The organism is Chordicoccus furentiruminis (assembly GCF_019355395.1).
GTDB lineage: Bacteria > Bacillota > Clostridia > Lachnospirales > Lachnospiraceae > Chordicoccus > Chordicoccus furentiruminis.
The window spans coordinates 1102754-1122730 of sequence record NZ_CP048829.1 but is presented as its reverse complement, the minus strand read 5'-3'; the positions used below and the strand labels follow the sequence as shown (position 1 = coordinate 1122730).

16 protein-coding genes are annotated in these 19977 nt (G+C 59.2%); 14 read left to right on the top strand and 2 right to left on the bottom strand.

The features are described from left to right. Nucleotides 1-190: 190 nt before the first annotated feature. From G4C92_RS05310 to G4C92_RS05260, 11 genes are all read left to right on the top strand, one after another. On the top strand, nt 191-1807 hold the full coding sequence (locus G4C92_RS05310) for a mannitol dehydrogenase family protein (RefSeq protein WP_274941960.1): 1617 nt from the start codon (nt 191-193) through the stop codon (nt 1805-1807). 209 nt (nt 1808-2016) lie between these two features. After that, on the top strand, nt 2017-2367 hold the full coding sequence (locus tag G4C92_RS05305) for an antibiotic biosynthesis monooxygenase family protein (RefSeq protein ID WP_274941546.1): 351 nt from the start codon (nt 2017-2019) through the stop codon (nt 2365-2367). A 287-nt stretch (nt 2368-2654) separates the two neighbouring features. Continuing rightward, nucleotides 2655-3752 (top strand): BMP family lipoprotein, encoded by a 1098-nt coding sequence (locus tag G4C92_RS05300; RefSeq protein WP_274941545.1) that lies wholly within the window; start codon nt 2655-2657, stop codon nt 3750-3752. An 89-nt stretch (nt 3753-3841) separates the two neighbouring features. Further along, nucleotides 3842-5374: an ABC transporter ATP-binding protein gene (locus G4C92_RS05295; protein WP_274941544.1), complete on the top strand. Its 1533-nt coding sequence runs from the start codon at nt 3842-3844 to the stop codon at nt 5372-5374. Beyond that, complete coding sequence (locus tag G4C92_RS05290) at nt 5375-6457, top strand: ABC transporter permease (protein WP_274941543.1); 1083 nt, start codon at nt 5375-5377, stop codon at nt 6455-6457. Beyond that, nucleotides 6438-7388, top strand: coding sequence for an ABC transporter permease (locus tag G4C92_RS05285; RefSeq protein WP_274941542.1), 951 nt, complete (start codon nt 6438-6440; stop codon nt 7386-7388). Before G4C92_RS05290 ends, G4C92_RS05285 begins: the two co-directional genes overlap by 20 nt. Before the next feature lie 124 nt (nt 7389-7512). Beyond that, a complete protein-coding gene (locus G4C92_RS05280) occupies nt 7513-8445 on the top strand; it encodes a nucleoside hydrolase (protein WP_274941541.1) in 933 nt (310 codons plus the stop codon). A 12-nt stretch (nt 8446-8457) separates the two neighbouring features. Further along, nucleotides 8458-9744 carry a M20 family metallopeptidase gene (locus G4C92_RS05275; RefSeq protein ID WP_274941540.1) on the top strand — a complete coding sequence of 429 codons (1287 nt, stop codon included), beginning with the start codon at nt 8458-8460 and terminating at the stop codon, nt 9742-9744. A 4-nt stretch (nt 9745-9748) separates the two neighbouring features. Then, entirely contained in the window at nt 9749-10501 is a 753-nt protein-coding gene (locus G4C92_RS05270; RefSeq protein ID WP_274941539.1) for a glutamine amidotransferase, read from the top strand. Nucleotides 10502-10512: 11 nt separating this feature from the next. Next, nucleotides 10513-11532, top strand: coding sequence for a LacI family DNA-binding transcriptional regulator (locus tag G4C92_RS05265; RefSeq protein ID WP_274941538.1), 1020 nt, complete (start codon nt 10513-10515; stop codon nt 11530-11532). A gap of 28 nt (nt 11533-11560) precedes the next feature. Then, complete coding sequence (locus G4C92_RS05260) at nt 11561-12691, top strand: M20 family metallopeptidase (protein WP_274941537.1); 1131 nt, start codon at nt 11561-11563, stop codon at nt 12689-12691. A 4-nt stretch (nt 12692-12695) separates the two neighbouring features. Here G4C92_RS05260 and G4C92_RS05255 read toward each other — a convergent pair whose 3' ends face one another. Further along, complete coding sequence (locus tag G4C92_RS05255; RefSeq protein WP_274941536.1) at nt 12696-15005, bottom strand: adenosylcobalamin-dependent ribonucleoside-diphosphate reductase; 2310 nt, start codon at nt 15003-15005, stop codon at nt 12696-12698. Nucleotides 15006-15334: 329 nt separating this feature from the next. On the opposite strand from G4C92_RS05255, the gene G4C92_RS05250 reads away from it, so the two are divergent. After that, nucleotides 15335-16330: a substrate-binding domain-containing protein gene (locus G4C92_RS05250; protein ID WP_274941535.1), complete on the top strand. Its 996-nt coding sequence runs from the start codon at nt 15335-15337 to the stop codon at nt 16328-16330. A gap of 183 nt (nt 16331-16513) precedes the next feature. Here the strand turns inward: G4C92_RS05250 and G4C92_RS05245 are convergent, their stop codons facing one another. Then, nucleotides 16514-17437, bottom strand: coding sequence for a LysR family transcriptional regulator (locus G4C92_RS05245; protein WP_274941534.1), 924 nt, complete (start codon nt 17435-17437; stop codon nt 16514-16516). Nucleotides 17438-17720: 283 nt separating this feature from the next. On the opposite strand from G4C92_RS05245, the gene epsC reads away from it, so the two are divergent. Both epsC and G4C92_RS05235 read left to right on the top strand, forming a co-directional pair. Next, a complete protein-coding gene (gene epsC / locus G4C92_RS05240; RefSeq protein WP_274941533.1) occupies nt 17721-18677 on the top strand; it encodes a serine O-acetyltransferase EpsC in 957 nt (318 codons plus the stop codon). Between the two features lie 127 nt (nt 18678-18804). Continuing rightward, nucleotides 18805-19740, top strand: a complete 936-nt coding sequence (locus G4C92_RS05235) for a type 1 periplasmic-binding domain-containing protein (RefSeq protein WP_274941532.1) — start codon at nt 18805-18807, stop codon at nt 19738-19740. The last annotated feature ends 237 nt before the right edge of the window (nt 19741-19977 follow it).

Genomic DNA, 19977 nt, shown 5'->3' with positions numbered 1-19977 from the left:
GTGCTCCATGATCAGGATAGAGAAACGAGGGCGAAGGCTTCCGGCAGCGCGGGAAGAGAGCCGGACGGGAGAAACTGAGACTGGTACGGGACGGAGAAGAAGGCGTTCCATGCAGCATGAGGCAGGACCGGACCGCGCCGCGGCAAATGCAGAAACATAAACAGAATAAACAATGAGAAAGGAGAAAGGGATGCGTCTGACACTGGAGGGACTGGGAGACCGGGAGGAATGGGAACGGGCAGGGATCCGGATCCCTTCCTATGATGTGAAGGCGGTGAGGGAACGGACGAAGAAGTCGCCCCGCTGGGTGCACTTCGGAATCGGGAATATTTTCCGTATGTTTCATGGTGTGATCGCCGATGATCTGATCGCTTCCGGCGATCTCGACCGGGGGATCACCTGTGTGGAGACGTTTGATTTCGATGTGGTCGACCGGATCTACCGCCCGTATGACAATCTGGCGCTCTGCGTCACGCTCAGAAAAGACGGTTCCACTGAGAAAAGGGTGATCGGCCCGCTGGCGGAGGCGCTGGCGGCACGCCCTGACGACCGGACGGTCCGGGCGCGTCTTCAGGAGATTTTCGCGAACCCGGCGCTTCAGCTTGTGACCTATACCATCACGGAGAAAGGATATGCGCTGTCCGGATCTGACGGCCGCTTCACTTCCGCTGTCCGGGCGGATCTTGAGGCCGGTCCGGATGGCAGGCTGAACAGCGCGATGGCGCTGACGGCCGCTCTGCTGTACCGGCGCTTTCAGGCGGGGGCGTTGCCGATCGCGCTTGTCTCCACGGACAATGTCTCCCGGAACGGAGAGAAGCTGCGGGAAGCCGTTCTGACTGTTGCGGAGGAGTGGCGGCACCGCGGATTCGTGGAAGAGGAGTATCTTCAGTATCTGCGTGACGAGTCGGCGGCTGCATTTCCATGGAGCATGATCGACAAGATCACGCCGCGTCCGAGCGGGGCTGTGGCGGAAGCGCTGACCCGTGACGGCGTGGAGGATATGAACATCGTGATCACGGACAGAAAAACCTATATCGCGCCTTTCGTCAACGCCGAAGCGCCGCAGTATCTGGTGGTGGAGGATCGTTTTCCGAACGGGCGGCCTCCGCTGGAGAAGGCCGGTGTGTATCTGACGGACCGCGCGACGGTGAACGCCTGCGAGCGCATGAAGGTTACCGTCTGTCTGAATCCGATTCATACGGCGCTGGCTCCGTACGGCTGTCTGCTGGGGATTCCCAGCTTCGCGGAAACGATTACGGACCCTGATCTGAGGAAACTGGCCGATCTGGTGGGACCGGCGGAAGGCATGGAAGTCGTGGTGGATCCGGGGATTCTGTCGCCGGAGAAGTTTCTCGACGAGTGTCTGAACGAGCGTTTTCCGAACCCGTATATTCCGGATACGCCGCAGCGGATCGCGGTGGACACCTCCCAGATGGTGGCGATCCGGTTCGGGGTCACGATCCGCGCCTTTGTCGAAAAGTACGGCGATGCAAGACGGCTTCGCGGCATTCCGCTCGCGATCGCCGGCTGGCTCCGCTATCTGCTCGCGGTCGATGACAACGGGAAGCCGTTTGAGCTGTCCCCTGATCCGATGAACGGGGAACTGACGGACCGACTGGCCGCCGTGACGCTCGGGCAGCCGGATACATTGAAGGATCAGCTGCGTCCGATCCTGTCCAACCCGCATATCTTCGGCATGAACCTGTACGAGGCCGGCATCGGAGACCGAATCGAGGAGCTTGTCCGCGAGGAGATCAGCGGGCTGGGTGCGGTCCGTGCGACGCTGAGAAGGCATCTCGGCCGGTGATGGGATGACAGAGCCGGCTGCGGCTGAAAACGGAATCTGCAGCAGAACGCCGGCTTCTTCGGTCATTACCATTCGAAACGCTGGATTATGCACATGTCCCGATGCGTTTCCGGCGAAGTTGCCGGCGCAACAGTCACCGGCTCGTGACGTGCTAAACTGAAGAGGATGCGATGACAGGATACAGCATGGACAGATACGGGGAATAAGCGATGATCACGGTGATCTTTAAGGTGACGTTTCGGGATGAAGCGGGCAGGGCGGAGTTTTACAGACAGGGCGGTCAGCTGGCGGAACGGCTGAAGGACAATGGGGCGTTCCTCGGAAGCGCCAATTACCGGAGTCCGGAGGATCCGGATACGGACCTCTGCATGAATTTCTGGAAAAACAAAGAGGCGCTTGACGCATGGAGAAATGATCATGAGCACCGGCTCCGGCAGGCGCTGGGGCGGAGCCGGCTGTTCACGGATTATACGATTACGGTGTGCGATACATTGTATCAATACACAAAGGAGAACCGGCAATCCGCGCCGGAGGATTCGAACTGCTTTCATCTTGCATAAGGGAATGACGCAATCGCGAAAAAGAGCTGTGCAGAACGCCATATTTCTGCACGGCTTTTTTTTGTTAACGGGGTCATAATGACATCCGGCATCAGATTATATGAATACCATTAAGCAATTATGTGCAAAAAGAATTACAAAACGAATTGACAACAGGATAAAATGGCGATAATCTGAATCCAGTGAGATAAAACGTTTTATCAAATTGCTTTTCAGTTACTTTTTGGCAGTAAGAGGGAAGAAAGGATCTGTTGATAACCGCATAATCAGAGTAAGAGGAGGAAAATATGAAGAAGGCTCTTGCATTATCACTCGCGGTGGCAATGACATTTGGAATGAGCGGTTCGGTTCTGGCGGATTCGACGGCGGAAAGCAAGATTGACGGGTCCGGGATCCGTGTCTGCATCGTCTACACCGGCAATCTCGGCGACAAGAGTTACAACGATTCCTGCAACGAAGGCGCGCAGAGAGCGGTAAAGGATTTCGGAATTGAACTGAAGAGTCTGGAAGGTTCAACCGCTGACGAATGGAAGGCAAATCTTCTGTCCGCATGTGAGGACGGGTACGATCTGGTCATCGGCGCATCTTCCAATATCGCGGACTTCATCACGGAGTACGGTCCCAGCTATCCGGACACCAAGTTTGCGGTTATCGATACCACAGTTGACCTTCCGAATGTCGAGTCCATCAGCTTCGCGCAGAACCAGGGCTCGTTCCTCGCGGGCGCGGCAGCCGCGATGTTCACTCAGAAGACGGACATCGAGGGCGTGAACAAGGATCACATCATCGGCTGGGTCGGCGGTATGGATATTCCGGTTCTGCACGATTTCTACACGGGCTATGAGCAGGGCGCGAAGTACATTGATCCGGACATTCAGATCCTGCAGGCGTTCGCCGGCGAGTGGCAGAACCCGCTGAAGGGCAAGGAGCTGACGCTCGCGCAGTATGATCAGGGCGCGGACATCGTCATGAACGTGGCGTCCGGAACCGGCGCGGGTGTTCTTGAGGCGGCGAAAGAGGCCGGCAAGTACGCGATCGGCGTCGATCTGAACCAGGACAACGATCAGCCGGGCAGCGTTCTGACTTCCATGGTGAAGCGCGTTGACAACGCCTGCTATCTGGTCATCAAGTCGGTTGTGGACGGAAGCTTCAAGGGCGGTACGACTCAGTACCTTGACCTCGCGAAGGGCGGCGTCAGCCTGACGGATTTCTCCGTTATGAAAGAAGCGCTGGGAGACAAGTTCCCGCAGGATATCGTCGATAAGGTGAACGATCTGAGTGATCAGATCATCAGCGGCAAGATCGTTGTGGACAACTACGAAGGATTCGGACCGGGCTCCGCGGAATCGACCGTGGAATCCGCGGTGGAATCGGCAGCTGAATAACTCATCAATGACACAAGGTGGACCCTGAATTATGGCCGCTGTGTTGCCGTGCTGGCACAGCGGCCAAATTTACATTATGAGGTAAATGCATGAGTGAGTATGTCGTAGAGATGCATGACATCGTGAAAACCTTCGGTCATGTGACGGCAGTCAACAACGGGCAGTTCACCCTGAAAAAGGGCGAGATTCACTCGCTGATCGGAGAAAACGGTGCGGGTAAATCCACAATGATGAAGCTGCTGTACGGCATGTATCCGATTGACAGCGGCGTGATCCGGGTGAAAGGGGAGGAAATACCGAACCTGACGCCGAAGACTGCGATCGAGCATGGGATCGGCATGGTGCATCAGGAGTTTATGCTGGTCGGGGAACTTTCGGTGCTGGAGAACACCATTCTCGGGTTTGAGCCGAAGAAGGGACTCAGAATCGATTTCGACACGGCCAGAAAGTCGGTTCAGAAGTATATCGATGAGTATAAGATGGAAGTTCCGCTTGACCGCAGGGTGAGTCAGATTTCCGTCGGCGAGGCCCAGCGTGTTGAGATTATCAAGATTCTGATGCGCGGCGCGGACACGATCATCCTTGACGAGCCGACCGCGGTACTCACGCCTCAGGAGGCGGAGAATCTCTTCAAGATTCTGAACAACCTGAAGGCGGCGGGCAAGTCGATCGTCTTTATTTCCCACAAGCTGGATGAGGTGATGGAGATTTCAGACCGGATCACGGTGATGCGGCAGGGGAAATACATGGGCACCGTGAACAAGTCGGAGACATCCCCGCTGGATCTCACGAAGCGGATGATCGGGCGGGAGGTCTTCCTGAACATTGAGAAGAACGCCTCGAAGGCCGGAGAGACGATTCTGGACGTTCAGGACGCGTGGATCCCGAGTCAGAAGGAGACTTCCAAGATCCGGGGCATTTCGTTTCAGGTGCGGGCCGGCGAGATCGTCGGGATCGCCGGGATCGATGGAAACGGACAGAGCGAGCTGGCGGAGGCCATCACCGGGATGCGCAAAGTCGAGAAGGGAAAGATCCTCGTATGCGGGCAGGATGTCACAAACAAGGGGCCCGCGAAGACCAGAAAGGCGGGACTTGCGCACATTCCGGAGGACCGGAACAAGACAGGGCTCGACCGCGCGATGTCGATCAGCGAGAATCTGGTGTCCGATCAGATCGATGAAGCGCCGTTCACCCGGAACGGGCTGACAAACCGGAAGGCGCAGGACGCATATGCGGAAGAGATGATCCGTCAGTTTGATATCCGTCCGAACGATCCGCATCTTCCGACGTCCTCGCTGTCCGGCGGAAACGCGCAGAAGGTGGTCGTCGCGAGAGAGGTTTCGCAGAAGAAGCAGCTTCTGATCGCCTCCCAGCCGACCCGGGGTGTTGATGTCGGCGCGATTGAGATCATCCGGAATACGCTGGAGAAGGCGAAACAGCAGGGATGCGGCGTGCTCCTCATCTCGGCTGAGCTCGAGGAAATCATGGCGCTGTCCGACCGGATCATCGTCATGCATGAAGGAAAGATCACCGGTGAGATGCCGGCTTCCGAAGCGAATGAGAGTACGCTGGGACTGCTGATGATGGGCGGTCAGGCGGCGCAGGAGAGGAGCGCGGACTAAATGGGAAAAATCACAAAAGGAATCGTCAGAATCCTGCTCACGATGCTGCTTACCTTTCTGATCGGCGCGGTTCTGATCATCGCGATCGGGCAGAATCCAATCGCGGCGTACGCCGCACTGCTGCGGGGCGCTTTTGTCGGGAAGATGAATCTCGGTACGACGCTTGCCTCGCTTACCCCTCTTCTTCTTACGTCGGTGGCCTTCGTGATCGCAGCGCAGGCCGGTGCGTTCAATGTCGGAGTGGAAGGCGAAGTATTCCTCGGAGGTATCACCGCAGCCTATATCGGCTGGAAATGGACGTTTCTTCCGACGCCGCTGCTGATGCTCGCGTGCTTCCTGGGCGCGATGGTCGTGACCGGACTCTGGGCGCTGATTCCCGCCTGGCTGAAGGCGTACTACAACGTCAGCGAAGTCTGCACGACCATTCTGATGAACTCGGTCGCGCTCTATATCACCTCGTATCTTGTCAGCGGGCCGATGTCGGCCGGATCCGCGAATCCGCAGTCCCCGAACATTGCCGTCCGTCTGCCGCAGTTCATGATTCCGTCCAGCGTGAATGCGGGACTCTTCATCGCAATCGGGCTCGTGATCCTGAATATTTTCATGCTGTACCGGACCAATCTCGGGTATAAGCTGCGGATGGTCGGAACCAATCCGCATGCCGCCGACTATGCGGGCATCAACTCCAGGCATATCTTCATGAAGGCGATGGTGATGTCCGGCATGCTCGGCGGCATCGCGGGCACCATCGAGGTGCTGGGCGTGTACGGCTACTTCCTGAACAACTTCGCGACAAACCTCGGCAACAACGGCATGCTGGCCGCTCTGATCGTAAAGAGCAACGTGATTGCGACGCCGTTTATGGCGTTCTTCCTCGCGATTCTGAAATCCGGCGCGATGGGTATGCAGCAGGCAACCGGCGTTCCCAAGGGGCTGGTTGATACGATCACGGCGATCTTCATCATCATCGCGACCATGGAAACCCTGTTCGACTTTATCAAAGTGAAAAAGCCGGCGAAGGCGGTCCGGAATGTCAGCGGCCATGCAGAAGGAGGGCAGGAACATGATTCAGATTCTCAGTAAGGTCTTCAATCTTTCGCTGATCTACGCTACCTTCCGCGCGGCGACGCCGATCATCTACGCGACGCTCTGCGCTTCCGTGACGCAGCAGGCGGATATCCTGAACATCGGAACAGAAGGCATCATGCTGGTCGGGGCTTATTTCGCGGTCATCGTCAGCTATTTCACGGGAAGCTGGTTCCTCGGGATTCTGGCCGCGATGGCGGCGGGACTTGCGATTTCGATGATTATGGCCGTCGGGCATATCAGGTTCGGTGCGGATATCTGCGGGATCGGCATGGGCATCAACATGTTCGCGCTCGCGATCACCAAGTTCCTGATTCAGGCAATGTTCGGCCAGAACGGTTCGTTTTCCAGCCCGGATATCGTCCCGATTCCCAAGGTGCATATCCCCGTTTTCGACCATGTCGAGGTACTGAACGAACTGTTCAATAACTGGAACCTTCTGGAATGGTTTGTGATCGCGCTGATCGCGATTCTCTATTTCTTCATCTACAAGACCGTATGGGGCCTCAGACTGCGGGCTGTCGGACAGTTCGCGGAGGCGGCGAAGACGGCGGCCATCAACGTGAACGCGGTCAAGTACCGGGCGATGGCGATCTCCGGTCTGATCGGAGGACTGGCGGGCGCGCATCTTTCCCTGGGATACAGCAGTCAGTTCGTTGAGAATATGACCAGCAGCCGCGGATTCATGGGCGTCGCGGCGATGTTCTTCGGCGGCGCGAATCCGGTCAAATCGTCTCTCGGATGCCTGCTGTTCGGCTTCGCGGACTCGGTCGGCGCGCGTCTTCAGGCGTACGGTCTGCCTTCCCAGTTCGTGCTGATGATGCCGTATATCGTCACGATTATCGTGCTTGCGATCTCGATGGCGACGAAGCTCAGCATCAGCAGACGGAAGCAGTCCGCGCTGATCAGCGCGGATTCGGCAAAATGACGCGCACACGCAGTGCGGGAAAAGGGGGCGCGGGAGAGGAGCTTCCCGGGTATGCAGAGGGTAGAGAGGCGCGCCTGTGACAAAATGATCTGGTTCGTTTGACTTGATTGAGTGAGGAAAGAAAATGGAAAAGACAAAGATTATACTTGACTGTGATCCCGGACATGACGACGCCGTCGCGATCATGATGGCGGCGAAGCATCCGGCGCTTGACCTTCTGGCGATCACAACCGTGTCCGGCAATCAGACGCTGGACCATACACAGGAAAACGCAAGGAATGTCTGCCAGTACCTCGGACTGGATATTCCGGTCTACGCGGGATGCCCCGGACCGATGATCCGAAACCGGCTGACGGCCGGCGACATTCACGGGAAATCCGGTCTGGACGGCCCGGTGTTCGAACCGCTGGTCAAGCCGCTTGAGAAGGAGCACGCGGTTGCATTTCTCTGCAGGAAGCTCATGGAGTCGGACGGGGACATCACGCTGGTGATCACCGGGCCGATGACGAACGTGGCGATGGCGATGCGGATGGAGCCGAGGATCATTCCGAAGATCAGACAGATCGTCTTTATGGGAGGCGCGTACACGAACGGCAACATCACGCCGGCGGCGGAGTTCAATATCGCCGCGGACGGCGACGCAGCCTACGTTGTGTTCAACAGTGGCGTGCCGCTTACGATGTGCGGACTGGACATCACGCGGAAGGTCCTCTGCTATCCGGCCATCGTGGAGCGGATGGAGAAAGTCGGCAACAAGGCCGCGCATCTCTTCGCGGATCTGATGCGCTTTTTCTGCAGGACGCAGAAGGAAGTCTTCGGATGGGAGGGCGGTCCGCTGCATGATCCGACGACGATCGCCTATCTGATTGATCCGGACGTGCTGACGCTCCGGTACGTTCACGGATCCGTCGACATCCGGAGCACGGAGTCCTACGGGCGGACGAACTGCGATCTGTTCGGATACATGAAGCTTGAGCCGAACATGCATGTGGCAACCGATATCGACGTGGAGAAGTTCTGGGATATCGTGGAGTCCTGCATCCGGAATTATGACTGAGGAGAGACGGACATGGGCATACTGGAAACGACACTGGAAGCACATAAAAAAGAATATCTGGACCGTCTGATCGGGCTGATCAACATTGACACGCATGATCTCGGACATGGAATCGACGGCGGACTGGAGAAGAAGGGGCAGGACTATATGGTCGGGCTGTTCCGCTCCATGGGCGCGAACCGGATTGACTGCGATCCGATGGACGAGGCGGTCATCAGGGATTGCTTTGACCGCTATCATGAAGGCAATCTCGGGCATGACCAGACAGACCGGTACAATGTCTACGCTACGTTTGGCGGGAAGAAAGGCGGGAAGAGCCTTCTGTTCAACAGCCATATCGATGTCATGCCGGAGGGAGATCCGGGCGAGTGGACCACGCCGCCGTATCAGGCGGACGTCCGGGACGGAAAGATTTTCGGGAGAGGCGCAGCCGATATGAAAGGCGGGCTGATGGCGTCCGCGCTGGCGGTGAAGCTGATTCAGGACGCGGGCCTTGAACTGCCCGGCGACGTCACGATCACGTCGGTCTGCGACGAGGAGGGCGGCGGAAACGGCTCCATGCAGGCGGTGATGCGCGGGCTGAAGGCCGACGGCGTCGTGAACTGCGAGGGAACGAGCGACGAGCTGGTGCTGGATCATATGGGCTGGGTGTTCTTTCAGGTGACGTTCGAGGGCAAATCCTGTCATTCCGGAGGGAAGAAGAACGGGGTCAGCGCGATCGACAAGGCGATCAAGGTGATCAGCGCCCTCAACGAGAAGGAGCATGACTGGCTGCTCACCTATAAGCATCCGCTGCTTCCTGCGCCGAACCTGAATATCGGCGTAATCCGCGGCGGAACGGCCGGCTCGACGGTGCCGGGGGACTGTATGTTCCAGACCTGCGTCCACTTTGTGCCCGGGCTGATGTCAATGCAGCAGGTGATCGATGAGTTTACGGATACAGTGAACCGGACCGCAAAAGCGGATCCCTGGATGGAGAAGCATATGCCGGTTATCTCGGTCTATCAGACGGGGAACGGCTTTGAGATGGATCCGGAGGATCCGTTCGTCCGGACTTTCCAGTCGGCCTACCGCGAAATTCGCGGAAAGGACGTGAAGATCGTCGGATCGCCTTCCGGCTGCGACTCGAGACTCTGGAGAAATATCGCAAAGTGCCCGACGATTCAGTTCGGACCGGGCAATCTCGCGCAGTGCCACGCGGTCAATGAGTGGCTTGAGCTGGAAGCGTACTGGCAGTCGATCCTGATTTACGCGAAGCTGATTCTGGAATGGGGCGGTCAACCGCACGGAAAGGAGTAAGACGATGGCAAAGAAGGTGCTGCTTGTCGGAGAGTCATGGACCGCGACGACGATGGAGGTGAAGGGTTTCAACAGCTTCTTCTCATCAAGGTATGAGACGGGGCTCGGCTGGATCGACAAAGCGATCGAAGCAGCCGGGTATGAGCTGACTTATATGCCGAATCATATCGCGGCCGAACAGTTCCCGTTCACCATGGAGGGACTCCGAAAATACGCATGTGTGATCCTTTCGGACGTCGGGGCGGATACGCTCCTGATTCCGCCGGCCACATTCGCGCAGAGCAGGCGGTTCCCGAACCGCTGCCAGCTGCTGAAGGACTATGTTCTGCAGGGCGGATCCATCCTGATGATCGGCGGGTATATGACGTTCAACGGGATCGGCGGACAGGGAAAGTGGTGGGCGACTCCGGTTCAGGAGGTGCTTCCGGTGAAGCTGCTTCCGTACGACGACCGGATGGAGCACTGCGAAGGAGTGGTTCCGCGCGTCGTGAAGGCGGATCACCCGGCGGTGGCCGGAATCGATGAGGAGTTTCCGGCGGTTCTCGGATACAACAAGAGCGAACTGAGAGCCGGGGCGCAGCTGGTGGCGGACATCTGCGGCGATCCGTTCATCGCGTTTGAGGATTTCGGATCAGGGAGGAGCGGCATCTTCTCGACCGACTGCGCACCGCACTGGGCGCCGGAGGAGTTCTGCGGCTGGAAGCATTACAACCGGCTGTTTAAAAATATGCTGGATTATCTGACGGAAAAACAGTAAACTGGTGTCTTATGCGAACGACATTAAAGCAGATCGCGGAAGCCACCCATCTGTCAGTGACAACCGTATCACAGGTGCTGAACAATGCGGACTGCCGGGTTTCGAAAGAAAACCGGCAGCTTATTCTCGATACGGCTGAAAGGATGCATTACCGGCGCAACCGGATGGCGCTGGGGCTGGTGAAGGGTTCAACGAATACGATCGGGCTGGCCATCTCCGACATCCGGAATAATTTCTTCGCCTCCCTCGCGAGAGGCGTGGAGGATGAATGCAAGAAAAATGACTGGAATGTGATCCTGTGCAATTCGAACGACAGCCACGAGACGGATATGGTCAACCTCAGAATGCTGGCGGACGCGGGCGCGAGCGGCGTCGTCTTCGGTATGGCGGCGGAGAGCACGGCGGAGATGGCGCAGGAATGCATTACCTTTCTGAAGAAGGCACATATTCCGTATCTTCTGGCGGACCGGTATATTGACACGGATATGGGCGGCATCGTGAGCGTTGATCATGTGAAGGGCGGCTATCTCGCGACGCACTATCTGCTGTCGCGCGGCCTTCGCAGAATCGCGTGTATCACCGGTCCGGGGAATCTGATTGACTCCCAGCAGCGGCTGGAAGGGTACAGAAGGGCGCTCGGCGAATACGGAATCCCGTTCCGGGCGGAGCTGCTGTATGACGGAAAGTATACGTTCGAGAGCGGCGTGCTCGCGGCGGAGCGGATTCTCCGCATGCCTGACAGGCCGGATGCCGTCTTCGCGTTCAACGATATGATGGCGATCGGGGCCATGAAGAGGATAAAGGAGCAGGGACTCCATGTTCCGGAAGACATTTCCGTGATCGGATACGACGACATCTTCATGGACTCTTTTCTCGAGGTTCCGCTGACCACGATCAGGCAGCCGGCGGAACAGATGGGCCGAAAGGCGGCGGAAATGCTGATCCGCGGGGAAATCCGGTATAAAGACAACCGGGAGCGGGTTCTGTTTGACCCCGTTCTGATCGAGCGGGCCTCCGTTGCGGCCCGCTGACAGACGGTTTGGAAAGGAGGAAGCAGGGGTGAGCACAGAGTCGGTAGAGCTGCTGATGAAGGTTCTCGCGATCCGGAGCGTGAACGGCCGGGACGACGAGGGTGCAGTGGCAGAGTTTCTCGCGGACTATATGCGGCGGGCCGGGATCGACGCGCGGACCGTCCGGATCGACGGGACGCACGCGAACGTCACGGCCCGGATCGGAGACATTACGGACGGAGAGACTGTGGTCTGGAACGGCCATCTGGATACGGTGCCGTACGGCGCGGCCTCGGAGTGGCGGACGGATCCGGCGGTTCCGACCGTCGCCGGGGGGCGGATCTACGGGCGCGGAGCCAGCGATATGAAGAGCGGCCTCTGCGCGATGGTGTTCGCCCTGTGCGAAGCGGTACGGCTCGGACGGCCGTTCCGGCATCCTGTTTTTTTCTGCGGTACATGCGACGAGGAGAAGAACGGAATAGGCGCCAGAGCCCTCCTTAAAGAGGAGGGGATGACCGGATGCGGACGGATCCTGATCGGCGAGCCGACCGGACTTAAGGCGGGCACCGCGCAGAAAGGATGTCTGTGGCTCCGGCTCGACATTTCCGGAAAGACGAGCCACGGCGCCTACCCCGGGCAGGGGAGGAGCGCCGTGGAATTCGGGCTGAGGGAGGCGGATGAGATCCGGGCTTTCGTCTCTGAGCATGAGCACGCACTGCTCGGAAGGTCGACGGCGATCATCACGCGGATCGAGGGAGGCGTCGCGCCCAATATGGTTCCCGACCGGTGCATGATCCGGATGGATATCCGTTTCACACCGGATCTTGACAGGACGGCGATTTTGAAAAAGGCGGAGGAAGCCGCAGCAGAGGCGGAGGCCGCTACGAACGGCGACGTCCGGATCTCCCTCGCGGCGGAGAACTACAGGCGCGCGATCGAGACGGCGCCCGGGGACGCCTTCGTGACAGAGCTTGAGACGGCCCTGCGCGCGGAACGGATTCCGTTTGAGACAACCGGGATCAATTTCTTTACCGATGCGTCCATCCTCGCCGAAAACGACCCGGACACGAGTGTCATTCTGTTCGGGCCGGGGGAACCGTTCATGGCGCACAAGCCGAACGAGTATGTGGAAATCGAAAAGTACGAAAAAGCGATCCGGGTCCTCGGGCGGATGATCTGAACGGTCATCCGCACTGGCTCCAGCCGCAGGCCTTGCACTCCACGCAGCCGCCGGTGAAGACAAGCTGCGTGCCTCCGCAGACCGGACAGGTCAGACCGGTTCCGCCGGCGCCGCCGCGGGACGTCTCTTTTCTGAGCACGCCCGGGTTGCGGACTGCGGTGCCGGCTTTTTTACTGAGACCGAGCACCTCGAGCACCTCCCGGTGCATGTCCTCGAGCACGTAGCCGATCGCCACCGGGCAGCAGGATCCCTTGCTGGTGTCCTGACGCGTCGCCGCGCGGACAGCGTAGGACGCGCAGACGATCGTCGAGTGAAGCTGGTCCACGATGGCCTCGAACGGCACGCCGCCGCGGGCCGCGAGAGAGATCATCCGCGACAGACCTACCATGAAGGAGTTGCAGCCGCCGGTCGAGCCCTTGCTGAAGTAGGTTTTGTAGAGGTCGCCGGTGTCCGGGGTGAAGAACGCCTCCACATGCAGCGTGCCGCAGCCGGACGTGATCGTCCGCTTGAGCCCGATGCACCGGTCGTCCGCCTTGAGGATGACGCCCCGCGGGATCGGCTGCTTTCCGTCCGGAGCCGGGGCGTCCGACGCGGGCTTCGGTTTCTCCGGCTCCACCGGGCGGCTGAGAATCCCGGCCCGTCGGCAGTGGTCGCGGAAGATCGTGACGCCTTTCAGCTTCTTCTCCCACGCGTACAGATAGAGCAGCTCGATGTCAGAGACCGTGACTTCGTGCGGCAGATTGACGGTTGATGAGATGCCGGTATCCACGTGCTTCTGCAGCTCCGACTGCATGTCGATCCGTTCCTTCCATGGGATGTCGCCGGCCGTCACAAAGTACGACGGCAGTTTCTTTTCGCCGGTCAGATCGAGATATTCCTTCGCGACACCGGTGAAGACAGTGTAGGACTTGTCCTCTTCTCCGTTCAGCGACTCTGTCTTCCGCGTGTACGAGATCGAGAAGGCCGGCTCCGCGCCGGTGGCGACATTCAGCATTGTGCCGATGGAACCGGCGGGCGCGATCGACAGAAGCGAGCAGTTGCGGAGGCCGTTTTTCCGGATTCCGAGCTGTTCCAGTTCCGCATCGGTAAAATGCTCTCTGATGATCGCGGAGTCAAGCACTTCCGGCTCATATCCCGGAAAGGCACCCGCCATCTCCGCCAGACGGCTGCTCGCGATCACGGCCGTGCGGAACATCTCATGCATGAGTTTTCCGCTGAAGGCGATGCTCTCCGGGCTGCCGTACCGCATGCCGAGCTTTGCCAGCATATCGTAAAGGCCCATGACGCCGAGGCCGATGTTGCGGTAGCGGAGCGCCATCTCCTTCTGGATTGGAAGCGCGTGGTGGTTCTGGTTCTCGTCGATGATCCGGTCGAGAGCGCGGACACTCACGGTAACCGCGCTCCGGAATCCATCGAAGTCGAATGAAGCATGACCGGTGAACGGATCATGCACAAACGCGGACAGGTTGAGGCTGCCCAGATTGCAGGCCCCGCCGCCCGGGAGCGGCTGCTCGCCGCAAGGGTTGACGGTTTCGATCCGGTAGCTGTCGACCTTCTCCATCATGTTGCGGTTCCGGAGCTGATTGACGAAAAGGCAGCCCGGCTCGCCCCAGTCCCAGGCCTTCTCCATCATCAGCTGATAGAGACGGATCGGCGTCACCTCATAGGTAATCGTGTTGCCTTCGTACGTGCGGGTGATTGTCCGGGTGACCGTTTCGCCTGTCTCGTAGTAGCGGCGCACGTCTTCCATGAACGCATCGTCGATCTCGAGGGAAAGGTTGGCCTTCTGGATCCGGCCTTCCTCGCTTTTGATCCGGATGAAGGACTCCGCTTCCCTGTGCCAGATATCGAGCGACATCAGAAGCGCACCCTTTCGGGATCCGCCCTGGGAGATGGACTCCGTCACGCGGTTGTAGATTTCCATGAAGGGAATGATGCCGTCGCTCCGGAACTGACCGTGGGCGATCGGCGTGCCCTTCGGGCGCACTTTGCTGAGTGAGAGCCCCTGACCCCCCTGGCTCTTGAAGGTTTTCGCGATATCCGTCGCCGCCTGCATCAGCTCGTCCAGGCTGTCGCCCACGAAGCCGAGAGAGTAGCAGTTCGAGTAAGAGGCGGAGCGGTCCGTACCCCGGTTTGACAGCGTCCGGCCGCCGAACAGAAACTTCTTCTCCCGGATCAGGCCGGCAAGTTCCTTATCTCCGCCGGAGACGCGGTCGATCCATTCGTCGAAGCTTTCGTTCCGGTAGCGGTATTTCCGGTTCCAGATATCAATTCCGAGCTGGTTCTCTTCGCCCAGCCAGTCCTGTACGGTCATTGCATTTCCCTCCTCATAATATAAATGGATCGGTTTACAGAAAGCCCGGAGAAACGACCCGGCAGGCGGATTCTGACCGGCGTTCAGGGGATGGATGCTGCATAAAACCCGTGAAAACAGCCGGGATGGATTTGCCGGATGCGCTTTCTGCGACGGTTTGGATGACCACATGTTGAATGATAAAATAGAACAAACACTATATATTGTGGCTATCCCATCATAGTTCATGATGCCGGAAAAGGGAAGACGGAATTTTTTGCAGAGAGAAGCGGGAGAGGGTAAAATAGAAAGAAATGGATGAAAACGGTGCCTTTACGAGGAGGAAGAATATGAGAAGGATGGTTCGGACTGCGGCGGCCGCTACAGCCGCTGCCGCGCTGATCGCTGGAGCGCCGGCGGCGTGCACGGCGGCCGCGGATACGAGCGGCGGACGGGGCGTGACAGTGGGATTCGCGCTGGCGGACGCGTCGGATTCCTATGACAGCGCGGAGCTGAAGGCGCTGACGGACTGGTTCACAGCCAGGGGCGGTGTGACGGTCGTCACGATGGACGCCGGAGGAGACAGCACGAAGCAGACATCCCAGCTTCACCAGCTGGCGGAGCAGAAGGTGGACGGTATCTTTCTGCAGGCGCTGGACGGAAATTCGGTCATCAGCGGGCTTCAGGAGGCCGCTGACGCCGGGATTCCCGTGATCGGGCTCGATACGGAAGTGTCGGATATGTCGTATCTGACATCTTTCGCCGCCATGAATGAGTACAAGGCGGGGCAGCTGGCGGCACAGGAGCTCCTGAAGGATATTCCGGCGGGTGGAATGGTTCTGATCCTGGACCATCCGGATTCGGCGGCCGTCACGGCGAGGATCGCCGGCTTCACCGATCGGCTTACCGACCCGCTTGCGGAATCGGCGCTCGAGCCGGCGGAAACTCCGTTCACGGTGGCCGGGGAAAGCGACGGAGGAGGATCGAGGGACGCCGCGAAGGAGGCGGCGAAGACGCTTTTCGGACAGTACAGCGGCTGCACCGCGCTGATCGCCGGGGATGATCAGATGGCGCTGGGGGCAGCGGACGCGGCGCAGGAGGCCGGGCTTGACGGACTGAAGATCTACGGATTCGGGGGATCGCCGGATATGAAGAAGGCGATGGCCGACGGAAATGCATACCTCGCCGGCACGGCTGCGTCCTCACCGGTTACGCTGGGTCAGGCGGCGGCCGAGATGCTGGACGGCTATCTGGACGGCAAGAAGCTGAACGCGCGCTATCTGATCGATCCGTTCATGATCAGCGCGTCCGGCGCCGGGCAGTACGGCACGGACGGCTGGCAGTAAGAGAGACGGTAAGGAATTTTCTGCGCGGCCGGCGGAGCGGACCGCTGCGCGTTTGGCGGCCGGCCGTGCGCCGCGGCCGGATCGTTTGCGCTGGATGCGCAGAGGACAAACGCGCAGATCATGACGGCGGTGCGGCAGCGGTACCGTCCGCCGGGACGGGTGCGGAGCGATGGTTCCGGAGGATCACGGACGGGCCGCGTGAAGATAATCTGTCAGATGGCGGATGTAGTCCTGGCCGATTCCGCTCATGCGGCTCTGACGCTTCGTCAGATAGCCGATCTCCATCGGAGCCGGCGTGCAGCTCTCGTCCCGGAAGGGGACGGCGACATAGTCGCCGCCGTTCAGTTCCTCGCAGATAAGGCCTGAGCAGAGTGTGAAGCCGTTGAGCCCGACCATCAGATTCAGCATCGTGGCCCGGTCGTTGGCGTGGATCAGGTGAGGATACGGATAATCCGGAAACATCTCCTCGGCGTAGTAGATGGAGCTGTCGTCGCCCTGCTCGAAGGCGAGGCAGGGGTACGGGAGCAGGTCGGCGAGGCTGACGTATGCCTTGCGCGCGCAGGGATGCGTTTTCGCGAGATAGGCGTAGACGTCGCAGTCGATCAGGTGGTGAAAGACGAGACTCTGCTCGGAAAAGGCTTTTTCGAGTATTTTCCGGTTGAAGCTGCTTAAGTAGAGCACGCCGATTTCACTGCGGAGCAGCCCCACGTCGCGGATGACCTCGCGGGTGCGCGTCTCGCGGATCGCCAGATCATACCCGCGCGGATCAAGCCCGCGCACCGTCTCGACGAAGGCCTTCACCGCGAAGGAGTAATGCTGCGCCGAGACATGAAAGCGGTAGCGGACGCCGCCGTCTCCGCGGTATTTCTCGTCGATCAGGTCGCTGATCTGCTGCATCTGCGCCGCGTAGGAGAGAAATTCGGCGCCTTCGTTGGTGACGGCCATGCCGCGGGAGGAGCGGAGAAAGATCGTGATGCCGAGATCCGCCTCCAGATCCCGGATCGCTCCGGTCAGCGTCGGCTGGGAGATGAACAGCTTTTCGGCGGCCTTGCTCATCGAGCCGGTCTCGGCGATCGTCAGCGCGTAATGAATCTGCTGAAGCGTCATAAGGTTGCCTTTCCTTTACTTTGTGTCCCGATCGTCGGCAGCCGCGGCCGTTCCGGGCTTCCGACGATCGGGACGGCGGCTGCATTTTCATCAGAATACGCGATCCGGGCGTGTCTTGCAAGCGGACGGGAGCCACAGCCGGGTCTCGGATTGCGCTGGAACGGGAACGGACTGCCGTCGGAAACGGGACGAAATCACAGTAAAACAGTCCCCTTTTTCCACGGGATCTGCTATAATCGAACGGATACGCGGAACATTTCACCGCAGGGAGGACGGACAGGTCATGTCGGATATCAAGGAGCAGATCAGGGCGATCACGGACAATATACTGGCCGATTACCGGAAGGGCCGGTATATCGACCGCCCGGATACCTTCAACCAGCCGGACAAGGCGGTTGTCGAGGATATCATCGGGAAGGTGCAGAAGCTGATTTTTCCGGGTTTTTTCAAGGCGCAGACCTACCGATACTACACGAGGGACAACAGCACCAGCACGCTGGTCGAGGATATTCTCTTCAATCTGACGAGGCAGATCGCGCTGACGCTCCGTTACAGGAAGGAGTACGAGCGTCAGGAAGCCTGTTTTCTGACATCCCGGGCGCAGGAGATTTCCCTGAAGTTTCTGTCTGGGATTCCGCGGATCCGTGCGCTGATCGAGACGGACCTGGAGGCTGAGTTCGAGGGAGACCCGGCGGCCGAGAACAAGGACGACATCATCTTTTCCTATCCGGGGCTCTACGCGATTATGGTTTACCGGATCGCCCATGAGCTTGTGCTGCTGGATGTGCCGATGATCCCGAGGATGATGACGGAATCCGCCCATACGCTTACCGGTATCGACATCAATCCGGGCGCAACGATCGGGCGGTACTTCTTTATCGACCACGGCACCGGCATCGTGATTGGCGAGACGACGGAGATCGGCGAGAACGTCAAGATCTATCAGGGCGTGACGCTCGGCGCGCTTTCCACCAGAAAGGGACAGCTGCTGCACGGCGTGAAGCGGCATCCGACGATCGAGGATAATGTCACGATCTATTCGGGCGCGTCGATTCTGGGCGGCGAGACGAGGATCGGCCGCGGCGCTGTGATCGGCGCCAACGCGTTCATCACGTCCTCTGTCCCCGCGGGCGCCAAGGTTTCGATCAAGAATCAGGAGTACAGCGTGCGCTTTGACGGCGAGGCGCAGGTCGAGAGCCGGGAACTGGATCAGGAGAAGAACTGGTTCTATGTGATCTGAAGGAACGGCCGGCGGAGATTCCGCCGGCGCTTTTGAAGCGGAAGCCGAAAAAATCACAGAATGTTCCGAAGCAGGCATTCGGACGCGTGCTATGATAGGGACAATCATGAAAACGAGGAAACGGGAAATGAGAAGAAACGTAATGAGTCTGATTCTGGCCGGTGTGACGGCCTGCACGCTGCTGGGAAGCTTCAGCGTACAGGCCTCCGAGGAGACGGCGAGCAGTGCGGACAGCACCGACAGCTCCGCGAAGACCACGACGATCGGCGTCGCGATTTCCAGCTCGACGGACACCTTCGGGTCACAGGTGAAGAAGCTGATCGACGAGGCGGCGCGGGTGCTGGATGTCAGCGTCAACTACTGCGACCACGGCGATACGGCCTCCCTCGTGCAGGAAGCGCCGCAGATGCTGATCGATTCGGGCTGTCAGGGCATCGTGATGGTCGGGGCGGACGACAGCGCGATGGAGACGGCGCTCACGGCGTGCGGGAACAGCAGGGTCTATCTCGCGCAGGCCGTCGGTTCGATTTCGCCGTCGGACGGGGCGGTTTATCAGGCGGCCGAAACATCTCCCTGGTATATCGGCGCGGTGGACGCCGCGGAGAATCTGAGCGATGAGAGCGGGGCGGAGAGCGCCGCGGTTCAGGCGGAGAGCACGGTGTCTGCCTCCTCTTCGCCGGCGGCAGCGGGAACGGATCAGACCGCGGCCGGAACAGCCGCTGCAGCGGCGGGAACTTCCGCCGGAACCGCGATGACCGCCTATCAGACGCACCGGAACGGGGAATTCGTGGAGCCGCTCTACGCGTTCCTGATGGTCTATAACGCGCTGAACGGGAGTTATTCCGGCTTCGACGGGAAGATCCGGAACATCGCGTTCCCGCAGATCGAGACGAATGACATGAGTGCCTACGAGACGTATTTTGTCGCGCAGCTGCCGTATTCCGACGAGGAAATCAAGGCGCTGGCCGGCGAGAGTCTGGAAGATCTGGCGAAGTCGGCGGCCAGCCTCTCGGTAGAGGACGCGAAGGCCCGGGCGGAATCCCCGGCGTCGAAGGCGTCCTGACAGCACAAAAGAAAAGCGGAACCAGACACGATCCGGCCGGGGCCGGCGCAGAAAGCCTGCGCCGGCCCCGGTTTTCTGGTGCGCCTGCCTGCATCACCATGTGCCCGTACGGGCCGCCATGGTCCCGGGCGATTCGTCCGGCGGCGTAAGAAGGCGGCGGGACGGACCAGCTCATCGAAGCTGGAAAATTGTACTATACAAATTTGAATGGAATGACTGGGTTTTCGAATGAATAGA